The sequence below is a fragment of the Vibrio sp. 2-2(8) genome (genome assembly GCF_963888495.1).
Classification (GTDB): domain Bacteria; phylum Pseudomonadota; class Gammaproteobacteria; order Enterobacterales; family Vibrionaceae; genus Vibrio; species Vibrio anguillarum.
The window spans coordinates 19,307-34,665 of the sequence record NZ_CAWPJM010000011.1 but is presented as its reverse complement, the minus strand read 5'-3'; the positions used below and the strand labels follow the sequence as shown (position 1 = coordinate 34,665).

Here is a 15,359-nt window from a genome sequence, read left to right as displayed (position 1 = left end):
ACGATTGATCTCTCAAGTCAATATGCTCTAATTAAAGTCGTCACCATTTCGTCTGAAAACCCTATTAGCGCAGCATAAGGATGTAGTATGCGAACACTTTCGGTTCAATGGAAAATAACCCTTTTAGCCGGCCTTTGCCTGCTAATTACGTCATTGTCTCTCATTGGTTTTTCTGTTTATAACGCAGTGAATAACCAACAAGCAATAAAACAACAAAGTTCAGATTCTGTGATCAATAAATCGCAGCAGTTATTAGAAACTCGGGCGCTGCTCAATGCCACCGAAGTATCTGAATATCTCAGTGAAGCCATGTATCGGGCTCAAATGCTTGCTGATACGGCCTTGTTTTTCAAATCAAATACCGAAGAAAATTTTGGTGAAAGCGAAGCGTTAAGGACATCTTTAGATGAAATGGTTCGCAAGACGGTAGTCAATTATCCCAATGTCCAGGGGGCTTATCTCGTCTTTAAGCCAAATTTGCTCGATAGCGAGGATGACAACTACCAGAATGCTGACTATGTAGGTTCAAATGAAATAGGTCGATTCGCTGCATACTGGATAACGTCCTCCAATGGTGAAAATGTGGTGGCAAATGTATTAAGCGAAGTGGCATTGAAGGATGAAGGAAACAGTGAGCGTTTCGCCTGCCCGTTAACAACCGCTAGTGCATGTATCTCATCGCCTAAAATTGTGATTCAAGACAATGAAACGTTTCTTACTTCTTCTCTCTCTGTGCCCATTTTGATTGATGGCGTTGCGATTGGCTTTTTTGGCATCGATTTAAAACTTAGCCCACTGGTAGCGATTGCACTGAGTTCAGATCAAAGTCTATTTGGCGGTAATGGTAAGGTCTTTATTGTCAGCTTAAATAACACGCTTATTGCGACTGATGAGCGTGAATTAACCTTAGGTGCGCCACTGGCTGATTCAGTTTTGACTACAAAGGAGATTGCCAATCTTCTAGCCGAGGGTAAAGTCCATTCTCAATGGAATTCAGATCGGCAGTGGTTGTCTGTCTTTGCTCCCATTCAGGTGGCGAACCAGACTTGGGGCGTGGTTTTTGAAATGCCGACATCGAGTGTGCTAGCTGATGCCAATCAACTGGATCAGATCATTACTCAACAGGTAGAGAATGGCGTTAGAGCGGAGCTATTAGTCGGCGCATTGCTAGTCTTTTTAGGGCTCGCAATCATTGCGTTAGCTGCAACCCAAATTGTGAAACCTATCCGAGCGGTCGTGGAGCGGTTACAAGATATTGCTTCTGGCGAAGGGGATTTAACTCAGCGGCTTGTCATCAGTAGTCATGATGAAATCGGTGATTTGGCACGCGGCTTTAACCAGTTTTTAGACAAATTACAGGCTATTATTCAGCAGATCGTAGAAAGTGCGAACCAAGTAGCTCAAACGACTGAACAGGCACGGCAGTCTGCCGTACAAACGCGTAGCCGTAGTGAGTCTCAATTTAAAGAGATGGATATGGTGGCGACTGCCTCTGAAGAAATGACACAAACAGCAAGTCTCGTTGTGCAAAATGCCGAGGCTGCGGTGCAAGCCGCTTCGCAAGCTAATCACTCCGCACTGACTGGGCAGGATGTCATCCGTGCCTCTGAAGCTGAGATGCATAAGCTGGTGGTGCGAATGAGTGATGCGGTGCCTGTTGTTGAAGAGTTGGCTCAAAACAATATCAATATTACCGAAATTTTAACGGTCATTGAGGGAATTTCACAGCAAACCAATTTGCTCGCATTAAATGCGGCTATAGAAGCGGCTCGGGCCGGAGATCAAGGGCGAGGGTTTGCTGTTGTCGCCGATGAGGTACGTAATTTGGCCCAGCGGACTCAGAACTCTGTGGGTGAAATACGCAAAGTGATAGAAAAAGTCCAACAAGGTACTGAGGGCGTAGTTGAGGTGATCCAGCAAGGAAACGCGTTAGCAAATGGAACTGCGATGCAAGTTCAAAAGGCCGTTGCTGAATTAGAAATAGTGTTTGAATCCATCTCAGCAATTAACGATATGAATAGCCAGATTGTAAAAGCGGCCCAAGAACAGCAAGCCGTCTCTGGTGAAGTCAACCTCAACCTATCCAATATTCGTGATCTTAGCGCGCAGATATTGACACTGGTCGGTGAATCAGAATCGGTTGGTGCTCAGATAAGCCAACTCTCGGCTAAGCAACAACAGTTGGTTGGACAATTTAAAGTCTAACGGCTGGAAAGAGTAAGAAGTAGATGTTTGCTTCTTACTCTCTCGCAGTATCATCCAGTTTACGCAATAAATCCTGCTGTACGATTTTCAGCGCTTCAAGTGCGGTGTGTGGTTCAATCTGATTGGTTTCTAATAAGTAGATGAGATCGACAGCGAGCTTTATCTCTTCAGACGCGCCGTCTAGCGGTACAGTAGGATCATTCATTTTATTGGTTTTTCTCCCTGAACGTAATTTGTTTTTCGATCTTAGCCTTAGCTTCTTGGCAACGCTTGAGCCGTTGCTCTACCGTTAATAACGCTTTTTGTGCTTGCTGCTGACTAACAGCAGAAGTTTGCTTGAGTCCGAGTTCTTTTTCTCTCACCATATCCATCAGCCTCCGCTCCCATTCTTGGTGCTGGGCCAGCTCTTGATATAACGCATTGATCGGTTTGCGATAATAGCTGCGATGCTTGGGCTCACTTTTTCTGATCGATACTGTCGATATTTCACGTTGGATTGCCGCAATTTGTGCAAGCAGTCGATCGGTTAGATATTGAGCTCGTTGACTGGTTAGCCGTTGGCTCTCTTGTTCGCGCACGATGGAGTCAAAGGTCGCTTTTGCTTCCATAACACAAGGGATTAATAAGTGCGCTTTACAGTGGAACAGGCGCTCATCAAACAGAGCCTGATGGTGTTCACCACGAGTTCGGTCAACACTGGCGGCTTGTTGTTTCAACTCTTCAATTAAGGACTTTAATTGAGAAAAATGGTTCATAAGCCTGCAAACCACGCATCATAAGTCAGCTTGATTGCAAGCACACTGACCACACTCACAAACACCGGACGAATAAATTTAGCGCCGAAACGAATCGCTGAATGTGCGCCAACAAAAGCTCCAGCCATCAAACAAACTCCCATAGTCAGTCCCAGCACCCAGTCAATATGCCCCAAAATGGCAAAGGTAACCAATGACGTTACATTACTGGTAAAATTCATCGCTTTAGCAAGGCCAGAGGCCAATAAAATGTTGAGTCGGTATAACGCCATCGAACTGACTGTCCAAAATGCGCCAGTCCCCGGCCCTGCCAGCCCGTCATAAAATCCAAGTATCAAGCCTTGCGCATACTGCTTTTTGTGAAGTACAGGGCAGGGAGGCGGGCTGACATTCTGGTGTGCATGTGGTGTTTTATGCCATATCGTATAGATAGCGGCCGCTAGAATAATGAGCGGCAGCACTTTTTGTAGCCAATCGGTGCTGATCGCATCGACAGCAAAAGTACCTATGGTTGCGCCAATTAAGGTGGCAATGAAAGCTCTGACCCAGCAACTTGGTTGAAACAACTTCTTCTGATAGTAGGTTAATGCGGCAGTTGATGAGGCAAATGTTGCCGCTAGCTTATTCGTTCCTAGTGCGATGTGCGGCGGAAGACCGATCGATAATAACGCGGGTACAGTAAGCATGCCACCGCCGCCAGCGACTGCATCGATAAAGCCAGCAATAAAAGCAACAAGCGCCAACACAATCAAAGTGGTTGGCTCAACAAATTCCATGAATAAAATCGGCCCTGAGTAATGAGATGAAAGGGCGTAGTGTTAAGCCCTAGCTAATATTCTATTGTTCTTTTAAATGGAGGAAGCGAGTCCAATAATGATTTTCCGTAGCGTTTTGAAACGATTCTGCGATCGAGAATCACGACTCTACCAGAATCACGCTCTTTGCGCAGCAATCTCCCGACGGCTTGGATCAGCTTTTTGCTGGCTTCAGGAACGGTTATCTGAATAAAAGAGTTTCCGCCTCGCTTCTCTATGTATTCGGCGTGAGCTTGCTCAACTGGAGAGGTTGGTACGGCAAACGGAATTTTTGTGATCACCAGATTCTCCAAAAGTTCTCCTGGTAAGTCTAGCCCTTCCGAAAAGCTACTGGTGCCAAACATTACGCTCGTTTTACCACACTGCACTAGCATTTTATGTTTATTTAGAATTTCTGTGCGTGATATTTCACCTTGGACTTGCAGCGCCCAGCCTCGTTTAACAAAATCTGTTGATATTTTTTCAGCCACTTCGCGCATTTGCCAGTAAGAAGCAAATAGCACTAAATTAGCTTTGTTTGGCTGAATAAACTCAGCGAGACGCTCTACCAGATAATCAGTATACTCTTTCGCTTGCGGTTCAAAACGCATTGCTGGAATGAGTAACTCGGCCTGATTTTGATAATCAAACGGTGAAGCGAGTGCTAGGAAACGTGTACCATCTTCTGCCTTTTCACTGATCCCTGCTTGCGAGCAAAAGTAGCTGAATGAGTTAAGAGCTCGCATCGTCGCGGAGACTAAGATTGCGCCTATGCAGCGGCTCCAGATCTGTTGATCAAGTTGCCAACCAATTTCTAGCGGTGAAACGTTAACAATGAAATCACCTTCACGCTCAGGGTGAATTTCAAGCCAACGTGCCAAAGGGGCTCCTTTCTCTCGCTTGGGCTCCGCCATCAGCAGCCATACTTGGGCAAGGTTCTCTAAACGCTGAATATAAAAGCCTAATTCAGTCAGTGCTGGTTCTGCCAACCGAGCGGCGAGTTCGCCTTCCTTAACTCGTTCAGCAATCAAGTCCGCAATTTTAGCGACGGATTGATTGGCTTTTTGAGAGAGCCGCTTCAGGGTTTTAGACTCTTCTTCAAGCCATTGTGGCAGTTCTCCATGCTCAAAACGGTATCGCTTTTCTTCAAATTGTTCGGGTACAAACTGCTTTGTCAGTTGGCTCAAGCTTGGGATAAGTTGTTGCAGTGTCTCTTGCAGTTCGTTACGAAAACGTGCCACTCGTTTTTCTTCGGCTAAGCTTGAAAACTTGGTTACGGATTGATTGAGTTTTTCTAACCAACTTGCTGCGCCTTTCAAGCTTGCGGACGCTGAAGCGTGATCTCGTGCTACATGAGGTAAGTGGTGTGCTTCATCAAAAATGTAAATGGTGTTTTCGGGCTCAGGCAGAATGACACCACCGCCAAGGTCAGCATCCGCCATGACCAAGCTGTGGTTGGCAATAATGACATCGGCTTTATCCAGTTCCGAACGCGCCTTTTGAAAAGGACAATCTCTGTGGCCAGCAAAGCTACCATTACAACTATGCTTATCACTAACAATCAGTTGCCATAACTCATCTTTAATCGCTTTTGGCCACGAGTCGCGATCACCGTTCCATTTTCCTTGAGCCAGTTTTTCATACATGGTGGTGAATAATTCAACGTCTTTTTTTTGTGGCTTTGATTCGAACAGAGCAATTTGTGATCCATCTACCCCACACGCAGCCGCGAGTTTTTCGGTGCAACAGTATCGTTGACGTCCTTTGGCAAGGATAAAAGAGAATTGACGATCAGTGATGCGTCTAAATAAAGGCAAATCTTTGCTGATCAGCTGTTCTTGAAGTGCCACTGTGGCTGTCGAAACAACAACCTTTCTATTATTCAACACTGCAACAGGAACCGCCGCCATTAAATAGGAGAGTGATTTCCCTATTCCTGTACCCGCTTCAGCAATCAAGATTCGGTTGGATTTGTGATATGAACCACACAATGTTTTTGCAATCTCAGCAACAAGATAATTTTGTCCTCGACGAGGAATGAAGTTTTCGAGCTGAAATTGCAGGTTTTGATAACTATCCCGAATGGATTTTTGGATTTTTGTTGTAAGCATACACAGACCTAAATAGCAGAGTGCCGAGTCTAGCACAGTTCACTAAAGGATACGCAGTTCACGAAATCGTATGCTTTTAGATCAAATCTAGATCTTGTTCACAAAAAAAAACTGAACCTTCAGGAACTTATGTTTAATTCTCATTGTGAAAAATATAAAACTATCTATTCGGTTAAATGATGACCTCAATATCTATTTAATCTTGCCAAACTAAATTTTACTGGTGTTTAATTCTGATGTTTCATGATTGTTAGTTTTTAGATTGAGTGATGTTTTTGCTTGGAAGTCGCCCGTAATTTTATGAAAATATCATGTAACTATATGTTTTTAATTATTTTTACCTTTATTTTTGTTTATTTTTTAGGATATTTGACATGCAGGATAATCTTTTGCAATCTAATCCTTGAGATTTAATGGCGGCAACGAACCGAGTTTAAATTTGGAAGTTGCCAGCAAAAACAAAGGGAACCGGATAAGGAATTCCCATACATAAGAAAAGGCAGTGGATTAATTATGAAAAAGACTCTATTAGCACTATTGGTTGCTGGTGTTGCTACATCTGCACAAGCGAAGGTTGAATTATTCAAAGATGACGCTTCTTCTGTATCTGTGAAGGGTGAAATTGCGACCTTTCTTTATACCAGTGATTATGACCACAAAACTGATAACACTAAAGACGTAAAAACTGATTTAGACGTTAACGCATGGGCTAAAGTTCAATTCGACTTTTCTCACAAAGTGACTGACACGTTGACCGCTGGCGGTACTTTTGAAATTCAAAGTGGTACTGGGTTTAAAAAGAGTGATAATAACGCAGAATTTGATGATGTTGCTGCATATTTGAAAGGGGATTTCGGCCTAGTTGGTATTGGTGAAATCGGTGATGTTTCTGACTCTAATGATGCCGTATCAAAAACTGATATCTTAAATGAGCTAGATAACAATTACTTACCAGCTTCAGCTTCGGATAGTAAAGGCCATGGTATTTCTTATACTAAAGGTTTTGGTGGTTTAACATTAGTTGTTGATGCATATACTGAAGCTGCTGAAAATACAGACAGCATCTTTGGTTTGAGTGCAAACTATGCAGCAGAGATTTTCTCTGTTGGTGCGATGTATCAAAACCATGGCGATGCAGCGGCTTACAAAGATAAGTCAACTTGGGCAGTAGCTGCTGACGTTAATCTAGGCAAAGTAACTCTGGCAGGTTCTTACAACGTGGTGTCTGCAGATACTGTAAAAGATGTTAAAAATGCGACTCTAGCGGCAACATTTGCAGCAACTGATGCGTTCTCTGTATACGGTGTTGCGGGTATGCAAGATGACGGTCGCAAAGATGATGGTCAAGAATTTATCCTAGGTGCGTCTTATGCTGCATCTAGCCTGTTGACTGTATTTACTGAAATTTCAACTCGTGATGATCATGGTGAAGCAGACACGACTGAAATTCTAGTTGGTGGTTACTTCGATTTCTAATTTTTGAAATTGATTACTATAAAGCCAGTACTATGTACTGGCTTTTCCATTTCTGGAGTGCGTCTATGTTTATTTATCGACTTCTTAGCTTTCTTTGTATAGCCCTAATTACTGCCCCAACGTTATCTGCAACATTGTCTACAGATTCAAGCATTACGTTGTTAGTCGTGAATCTTGAAAAGGTTACCGAGTCACCACAGGCACTGCCTGATGGTTTAAATCAATTAGTTGTCCAATATAAAGGGCGAATTCGTGATGGAGCTAAGCGAGAGGCGATTTCATCTATCCCTTACGTTATCACTTTGATGACTAAACCTGATGATCATTTACATATCAAATTTGTTGCTAAAGATTTAAGTGACTATCAGCAGCGCTTGCAACATGGTGATGATCTGTTTGAGTTAACCGTGAATGATTTACCTTCAGTAGCTATTATTGATATTTTGCCTGGTAAGAAGGGCTTTCTCCCATACGGTGATCCTGTATCTCTATTGCATGATTACAATCAGCAGAATGGCATAATGGTAGATTCGGGAAAAGTACGAGCATTAAAACAAGAATTGGCTGAAGTTGAAGAACAAGCTGACCCTGTCCAAGGCTCGGAAAGCGAAGCTATTTTACAGCTAAAACTTTGGTATGGTCGTGCAACAGAGCAAGATAGAAAAATATTCCAACAGTGGCTAGGACAAAAGTAAGGTTGCTCATTTACAATCAATAGCCAAATATAAGAAATGGATTGTAGTCAGGATAGAAAACTAATCATATTGTAAACCCTTTTCTGCATAGAAAAGGGTTTTACTTTGAGCACCCTACCCACAACACTTCTTAAATTTCTTGCCGCTACCGCAATGACATGGGTCATTTCGTCCTAGCTTCGTTGGTGTGTTCTCCTGTGGAAATTCACCGTCAATGTAGAACCAGATACCATTTTCTCGTATAAATCGTGAACGTTCTTGCAGACAAAATTGCTCTTGATCGTACTTATAATAGGCTTTGAAATGAACGAAGCCTTCATTTTCGTTGTTGCGGATACTTGCGGAGATGACGTCTAGCCCACACCATTGACTGTTGATTGATTCTTCAATCGCGTCGCGTTGCTGTGGTGCATTGCAACTCGGATGATAGGTATTGATGACAAAATCAACCAAGCCCAGAACATGGGCACTATAGCGGGCTCTCATCAGTTGTTCTGGATAGATGGCTAAAGCTGAATCACTGTGGATTGGTTCACAACAGTGTTGGTAATCTAAATGGCTACCACAATAGCATTGGTTCATAAATCCTCTCAAATTGCCCATGCAGATAAGACGGGGAAGTTTAAGGAGATCTAAACTCGATGTCTACTCAGGAGTGGACACCCAGTAAATCGGCTGTCCATTTCACAGCTTCGTTGTAACACTCTTTCACCACGGGCTCTTCGATACTTAATGCATGAGCAATTTTCTCAACCTTTTGCCAGTCAGCCTGTTCATAAGCTCGAGTTAATTCAAGTACCAGACCTAACTCTCCTTTCCCCTCTATTAGTGCAAGTTTAACGTATTCGTCGATAGGCATCTCTTCCATGATACTTTCTAAAGGTTGATCAAGTAGGCTATCGAGTAGCGAAAACATTCCTGTCAGGAAGGCCGAACCGGGTTCGACGTTCATTTTTGCTTTCACACCGATCAGCTCGCAATATCTTGCCCTTTGAATGGATAGGCCATACAAATAATCCGGTTTAGATTCTTGCGTCGAAGCAATCGCAACCAAGGAGATGAACTTTCTCAATCGTTGTTCACCGAGATAGATCAGCGCTTGTTTAAATGAATGGATCTTTGAACTAACTGTCGCGGATGAGTTAACAAAGGTTAACAGTTTATAAGATAAGGTCAGGTCGGTGGCGACAAGCTCCTCAATGGCTTTGTAATCGAGGTTAGATTTGGCTATTTCTTTGAACAGTTGCACCACAGTAAGAAATGCAGGCTCTAACGCTTTGCGCTGTAACATCTCTGGTTTGCTAAAAAAGTAGCCTTGAAAATAGGTAAAGCCCGCCTTTTTAGCTTGCTTAAACTCTTCATAGGTTTCTACTTTTTCAGCAAGGAACTCAATTTTCGTCGCACCAAGTTTTTGAATAAAGCGAGCGGCTTTTTCAAGGGGAACGATACGGATGTCAAATTTGATAATTGACACATAGGGGAAGAAGACGAGCCAGCCTGAACTGGGTACAAAGTCATCAAGCGCAATTCGGTAACCAAGCTTCGCCATCTTTTTAATTGCTTCTAATAACTCTAAAGTTGGTTCGCAATCTTCCAATACCTCAACGACCAAGTTTTGCGCAGGAAAAAGCGTAGGCACGAGGTTAATCAGGCTTTGATAAGGAAAATTGACAAACCCTAAATGCTTACCCAGCGTATTGTAATGAGTGGATAAAAAATGATCAGAGAGTAACCGGCTCGTTGCTAAGTCTGGGTCTATATCTGGAAAGGTATTCTTAGGACCGTCTCGAAATAGCAGCTCGTAGCCGATAGTTTTCCGGTCACGATCGAGTATGGGTTGTCTGGCGATATAGGAGTATTTCAAGGCAAGACTCTTATCTAATTATTGATATTATTGATTATACTTATTATAGCTTAACTTTTGATTCGACCACTTAAACCAATTAGTACCAGAGTGCGACTTGGCGTCAGTTTTTAGAACTAAAAGGTCGAGTTTGCAGTTCGTAACCATCATTAGCATAGACTAAGACTGAACCTTGGGTGTACCAGTCACCCAAAACAATTCGCGTTGCGGTGCCATGAAGTTGATTTCTGTGATGAATCTCTGGTCGATGGGTATGGCCATGAATCATTAAATCGACCCCATACTGGGTCAGAACTCTATCCACTTCACTTTGTGTGACATCCATAATATCCATAGATTTCATTTGCTTATCATTATGGATGCCCGACTGTACTTTACCCACAATACGAACCTTTACAAAAAATGGCAGCCGATTAAATACCCATTGTAGCCAAGGCTGGTGAACCTTCTTTCGATAGGCTTGATACTTTATATCGTCAATACAGAGTGTGTCGCCATGCAACACCACGGCTTTTTTTCCGTAAAGGTCAATTACTTGTTCTTCTTGGAGAAGAGTGATTCCGGTTTCTTTCGCAAATCGTTTGCCAAGCAAAAAGTCGCGGTTTCCTTGAGTAAAATAGCAAGGAACCCCTTCGCGAGTCAGTTGTTTAAATTCCGATTTTATTTGGTTGGCGAAAGGTGAATTATCATCGTCACCTATCCAAAATTCGAAAAGATCGCCAAGCACGTACAGTGCATCGGCATGAATGGCTTCTTCGCGCATGAAACGGATAAAACACTCGGTGATATCTGGTCGAGAAGGGCTTAGGTGTAAATCAGAAATAAATAGTGTATGCATAATAAAAATAAGGAGCGCATAGCGCTCCTTTTACCGTTACTCTTCGATGGTTGTGCCAGAAATGAACACTTCTTCTAGTGGAACATCTTGATGCATGCCCATAGAGCCTGTGCTCACGGCTTTTATTTTGTTCACAATATCCATACCTTCGATCACTTCAGCGAACACGCAGTAGCCCCAGCCATCTCGGCTTTCTGAACGAAAATCTAGGAATGTGTTGTTGTTCACGTTGATGAAAAACTGAGAACTTGCAGAGTGTGGATCCATAGTGCGCGCCATGGCAAGAGTACCGATCTTATTGCTTAGGCCATTGTTGGCTTCGTTTTTAATCGTTGCGCGAGTTGTTTTTTCTTTTAGGCCAGAGGTCATGCCGCCGCCTTGAATCATGAATCCATCGATAACGCGGTGGAACAGAGTGTTATCGTAAAAACCGTCACGGCAGTACTGTAGAAAGTTTGCGCTTGTTTCTGGTGCTTTTTCTTCATTAAGTTGAATTTTAATATCACCAAAATTCGTGTGAAGGATGATCATGATAGTTACCTTTATCTATTTTTCGTTGAGGCCCGGATTTTAACTGAACTTTGGACACATTCAAATCAACAAATGTCTTTAGGGGCCGTATTATTGCGAGAGAATAAGGATGACCAAGCTAGGCTAGAGTTGTTATACTGTGAAGCCATTTTAGTTCAAACAGTTATTAGATAGAGATCATGCTGAAAATATATAACTCAATCACTAGACAAAAAGAAGAATTCAAACCAATTCATGCCAACAAAGTGGGTATGTATGTCTGTGGAGTCACCATTTATGATCTCTGTCATATTGGCCATGGTCGCACCTTCGTTTCTTTTGATGTGATTTCTCGCTACTTGCGCTACTTAGGCTATGACCTTACATTTGTGCGTAACATCACTGATATTGATGACAAAATCATTAAACGTGCTGCCGAAAATGGTGAATCTTGCGATTCGCTAACCGAGCGCTTAATCGCAGACATGCATGCAGATTTCGATGCATTGAATATGAAACGCCCAGATGTCGAGCCTCGTGCAACCGCTTATATCCAAGAAATCATAGGCTTGGTGCAACGACTGATTGAACGCGGTTTTGCTTACGTTGCTTCTAATGGTGATGTGATGTTTGAAGTCAGCAAATTTGACGAATACGGCAAGTTATCCAAACAAGATCTCGATCAGCTTCAAGCGGGCGCTCGTGTTGATGTTGATCTTGCTAAGCGTAGCCCACTTGATTTTGTGTTGTGGAAAATGTCTAAGCCGGGCGAGCCCACTTGGGAATCCCCATGGGGAGAAGGACGCCCAGGCTGGCACATCGAATGTTCGGCGATGAATTCAGCGATTTTGGGTAACCACTTTGATATTCATGGTGGAGGCTCTGATTTGCAGTTTCCTCACCATGAAAATGAAATTGCTCAGTCATGCTGCGCACATGACACTCCCTATGTGAACACATGGATGCACAGTGGCATGGTGATGGTGGATAGAGAAAAAATGTCTAAATCATTAGGGAATTTTTTCACAATCCGCGATGTACTTGCTCACTATGATGCGGAAACGGTGCGCTATTTCTTGATGTCGGGCCATTATCGCAGCCAATTAAATTACAGCGAAGATAACCTAAAACAAGCGCGTGCCTCGCTAGAGCGTCTATACACAGCGTTGAGAGGGTTGGATTTAACCGTAGCAGTTGCAGGTGGTGAAGAGTATGTCAGTCGTTTTACGATAGCGATGAATGATGACTTTAATACGCCAGAGGCTTATTCCGTCTTGTTTGATATGGCACGTGATATCAACAAGTTGAAGACAGAAAATCTTCAGCAAGCCAGCGCTCTTGGCGCACTTATGCGTGAGCTTGCCGATGTGATTGGCATTTTGCATCAAGATCCAGAAGCGTTTTTTAAAGGGGACGCTAATGGCGACGAACAAGTGGCTGAAATTGAAGCTTTGATCAAACTGCGTAATGACTCACGTGCAGCAAAAGATTGGGCTAATGCTGACGTGGCACGCGATAAGTTGAACGAACTCGGCATCATTTTAGAAGATGGCCCAAATGGGACTACTTGGCGTCGTAAATAATCAGGCAGTTAACTTGTCGATGATGGGCTTGAACTTTATTGGTTAAGCCCATTTTGTTTTTCGTCCACGATTAAGGTTTTCATGTCAATTATTTTAGGTATAGATCCCGGCTCGCGAATCACAGGTTATGGTGTGATCAGGCAGCATGGACGATATTTGTACTATCTTGGTAGTGGATGTATTCGTACATCCGAAAAAGAGTTACCTGGGCGGCTCAAGCAAATTTACGCTGGCGTGACGGAAATCATCACACAGTTTCAGCCTGATGTTTTTGCCATCGAGCAAGTATTTATGGCAAAGAATGCGGACTCAGCACTCAAACTCGGGCAAGCAAGGGGCAGTGCTATTGTGGCTGCGGTGAATGCGGATCTTCCAGTCTATGAATATGCCGCTCGATTGGTTAAACAATCTGTAGTTGGTACGGGTAGTGCTGATAAAGCGCAGGTGCAACATATGGTCCAGCAAATGCTCAAATTATCGGCCAAGCCACAAGCGGATGCCGCTGATGCTCTGGGTGTGGCAATTTGTCATGCGAATACCAATAAAACCTTGATTGCGTTAGCTGGGCGGGCAAGCAGTGCTAAAAAAGGCCGATATCGCTGAAAAACCGATCTCGAGCGAGGTGGTATTTTTCTACTGGCTATACATCCAGTTATTTATTATCATCCGAGTCAAATAACCTCATTTCTCTAAGGAATTTCCTGTGATTGGACGTCTTCGCGGCATTCTGATTGAAAAGCAACCTCCAGAGCTATTGATTGAAGTCGCTGGCATTGGTTATGAAGTCCAAATGCCAATGAGTTGCTTCTATGAACTCCCTAAATTGGGCGAAGAAGCAGTCATTTATACCCATTTTGTGGTCCGAGAAGATGCGCAGCTTTTATATGGTTTCAACACGGTAAAAGAGCGAGCTTTATTTCGTGAAGTGATTAAAGCGAATGGCGTCGGGCCAAAATTAGGCTTGGGTATTTTGTCCGGAATGACGGCCGGTCAATTTGTTTCATGCGTTGAGCGTGAAGATATCTCCACATTAGTTAAGCTTCCTGGCGTGGGTAAAAAAACCGCTGAACGTTTGGTTGTTGAGATGAAAGATAGGCTGAAAGGTTGGGGAGCCGGTGACCTCTTCACTCCCGCTACTGACGCTGCACCAGTCGATAACAATTCCTTGGAAGCGCTCACGAGCAATGCGGAAGAAGAAGCGATCAGTGCGTTACTTTCTTTGGGTTATAAGCCTCAACAAGCTTCTAAAGTAGTGGCACAAGTAATGAAAGCTGACATGACCAGCGAAGCGCTGATTAAAGAAGCCTTGAGAGCAATGGTATGATTGAAGCTGATCGCTTAATTGCCCCTGATAGTCCTATTTTTAAAGATGAAGATATTATTGATCGCGCGATTCGTCCCAAAAAATTAGCGGACTATCGTGGCCAAGATCATGTACGCAATCAAATGGAAATCTTCATTAAAGCGGCACAAATGCGCAGCGAACCACTCGACCATCTCCTGATTTTTGGCCCTCCAGGGCTTGGAAAAACAACATTAGCCAATATCGTTGCCAATGAGATGGAAGTGAATATCCGCACAACTTCTGGTCCGGTATTGGAAAAAGCAGGCGATTTGGCGGCATTACTGACTAACCTTGAAGAGAACGACGTTCTTTTTATTGACGAAATTCATCGCTTAAGTCCGGTGGTTGAAGAAATTCTTTATCCCGCAATGGAAGATTACCAGCTCGATATAATGATTGGCGAAGGTCCAGCCGCTCGGTCCATTAAAATCGATTTACCCCCTTTTACGCTGATTGGGGCAACAACTCGCGCTGGCTCGTTAACCTCACCCTTGCGTGATCGCTTTGGTATTGTACAGCGCCTTGAGTATTACAAAATTGATGATCTACAGTACATAGTGCAAAGAAGCGCGGACTGTTTAGGATTGTCGATGGAAGCGGATGGTGCACTTGAAGTGGCTAGGAGAGCAAGGGGAACGCCTCGGATTGCCAACCGTTTATTGCGCCGAGTTCGAGATTACGCTGAAGTGAAAGGCAACGGGCACATATGTATAGAGACTGCAGATAAAGCGCTAAACATGTTGGATGTTGATAGCCAAGGTTTCGACTATATGGATAGAAAGCTATTACTAGCGATTATGGACAAATTTGGCGGTGGCCCTGTTGGTCTCGATAACCTAGCTGCTGCAATCGGCGAAGAAAAAGATACCATTGAAGATGTGTTAGAACCCTTTCTTATCCAACAAGGTTATTTACAACGGACACCAAGAGGACGAATGGCGACCGATCGCGCCTATCTTCACTTCGGAATTGAAAAATAAGTTTACACCTCACCGTCATTTTTAGGTGGTAAGCACAAAGTGTGAACTACATCTTATTTATGATAATTTCCTTATCACTAAAGAGTTAATGATGTGAAGTGTATTGTTAACTCTCTGTGTGATTCGTTGTATTAATTTCTATCCCTTTCACTAAATACTCACAACAATTTCATTCTTCCTTTGATGTGGATCATTTTGTTCTT

Annotated in this window: 15 protein-coding genes; 7 read left to right on the top strand and 8 right to left on the bottom strand. The window is 43.3% G+C overall.

Annotated elements, in window-relative coordinates; all coding sequences use genetic code 11:
* Positions 1-87: 87 nt before the first annotated feature.
* Positions 88-2,205 carry a methyl-accepting chemotaxis protein gene (locus AACV12_RS02925; protein ID WP_017050380.1) on the top strand — a complete coding sequence of 706 codons (2,118 nt, stop codon included), beginning with the start codon at positions 88-90 and terminating at the stop codon, positions 2,203-2,205.
* 34 nt (positions 2,206-2,239) lie between these two features.
* Here the strand turns inward: AACV12_RS02925 and rsmS are convergent, their stop codons facing one another.
* From rsmS to dinG, 4 genes are read right to left on the bottom strand one after another with little or no spacing between them, the layout of a single operon-like run.
* Positions 2,240-2,410, bottom strand: coding sequence for a pleiotropic regulatory protein RsmS (gene rsmS, locus AACV12_RS02920; RefSeq protein ID WP_013856554.1), 171 nt, complete (start codon positions 2,408-2,410; stop codon positions 2,240-2,242).
* Position 2,411: 1 nt separating this feature from the next.
* Entirely contained in the window at positions 2,412-2,960 is a 549-nt protein-coding gene (priC, locus tag AACV12_RS02915; protein WP_010319211.1) for a primosomal replication protein PriC, read from the bottom strand.
* Positions 2,957-3,736 carry a sulfite exporter TauE/SafE family protein gene (locus AACV12_RS02910; RefSeq protein WP_010319210.1) on the bottom strand — a complete coding sequence of 260 codons (780 nt, stop codon included), beginning with the start codon at positions 3,734-3,736 and terminating at the stop codon, positions 2,957-2,959. The genes priC and AACV12_RS02910 overlap by 4 nt, the downstream gene beginning before the upstream one ends.
* Before the next feature lie 53 nt (positions 3,737-3,789).
* Positions 3,790-5,865 (bottom strand): ATP-dependent DNA helicase DinG, encoded by a 2,076-nt coding sequence (dinG, locus tag AACV12_RS02905; RefSeq protein ID WP_038172098.1) that lies wholly within the window; start codon positions 5,863-5,865, stop codon positions 3,790-3,792.
* 513 nt (positions 5,866-6,378) lie between these two features.
* Here dinG and AACV12_RS02900 point away from each other — a divergent pair.
* Entirely contained in the window at positions 6,379-7,341 is a 963-nt protein-coding gene (locus AACV12_RS02900) for a porin (RefSeq protein WP_170899905.1), read from the top strand.
* A 65-nt stretch (positions 7,342-7,406) separates the two neighbouring features.
* On the top strand, positions 7,407-8,036 hold the full coding sequence (locus tag AACV12_RS02895) for a DUF2057 family protein (RefSeq protein WP_170899904.1): 630 nt from the start codon (positions 7,407-7,409) through the stop codon (positions 8,034-8,036).
* A 114-nt stretch (positions 8,037-8,150) separates the two neighbouring features.
* Here the strand turns inward: AACV12_RS02895 and AACV12_RS02890 are convergent, their stop codons facing one another.
* The 4 genes from AACV12_RS02890 to AACV12_RS02875 all read right to left on the bottom strand — a co-directional run bounded on the left by AACV12_RS02890 (position 8,151) and on the right by AACV12_RS02875 (position 11,269).
* Entirely contained in the window at positions 8,151-8,618 is a 468-nt protein-coding gene (locus AACV12_RS02890; protein ID WP_170899903.1) for a YchJ family metal-binding protein, read from the bottom strand.
* Positions 8,619-8,685: 67 nt separating this feature from the next.
* A complete protein-coding gene (locus AACV12_RS02885; RefSeq protein WP_094127160.1) occupies positions 8,686-9,900 on the bottom strand; it encodes an EAL and HDOD domain-containing protein in 1,215 nt (404 codons plus the stop codon).
* 103 nt (positions 9,901-10,003) lie between these two features.
* The gene (lpxH, locus tag AACV12_RS02880; protein WP_017048060.1) at positions 10,004-10,738 is read right to left on the bottom strand and encodes a UDP-2,3-diacylglucosamine diphosphatase; all 735 of its coding nucleotides are present in this window, start codon (positions 10,736-10,738) and stop codon (positions 10,004-10,006) included.
* A gap of 36 nt (positions 10,739-10,774) precedes the next feature.
* Positions 10,775-11,269: a peptidylprolyl isomerase gene (locus AACV12_RS02875; protein WP_010319203.1), complete on the bottom strand. Its 495-nt coding sequence runs from the start codon at positions 11,267-11,269 to the stop codon at positions 10,775-10,777.
* Between the two features lie 179 nt (positions 11,270-11,448).
* Between AACV12_RS02875 and cysS the strand changes: the two genes are divergently transcribed.
* The 4 genes from cysS to ruvB all read left to right on the top strand — a co-directional run bounded on the left by cysS (position 11,449) and on the right by ruvB (position 15,156).
* On the top strand, positions 11,449-12,831 hold the full coding sequence (gene cysS / locus AACV12_RS02870; protein ID WP_170899902.1) for a cysteine--tRNA ligase: 1,383 nt from the start codon (positions 11,449-11,451) through the stop codon (positions 12,829-12,831).
* Positions 12,832-12,912: 81 nt separating this feature from the next.
* Entirely contained in the window at positions 12,913-13,434 is a 522-nt protein-coding gene (ruvC, locus tag AACV12_RS02865; protein WP_013856565.1) for a crossover junction endodeoxyribonuclease RuvC, read from the top strand.
* Positions 13,435-13,534: 100 nt separating this feature from the next.
* Positions 13,535-14,155, top strand: a complete 621-nt coding sequence (gene ruvA, locus AACV12_RS02860) for a Holliday junction branch migration protein RuvA (protein ID WP_013856566.1) — start codon at positions 13,535-13,537, stop codon at positions 14,153-14,155.
* Positions 14,152-15,156, top strand: a complete 1,005-nt coding sequence (gene ruvB, locus AACV12_RS02855; RefSeq protein WP_017042275.1) for a Holliday junction branch migration DNA helicase RuvB — start codon at positions 14,152-14,154, stop codon at positions 15,154-15,156. The genes ruvA and ruvB overlap by 4 nt, the downstream gene beginning before the upstream one ends.
* Positions 15,157-15,359: the final 203 nt, after the last annotated feature.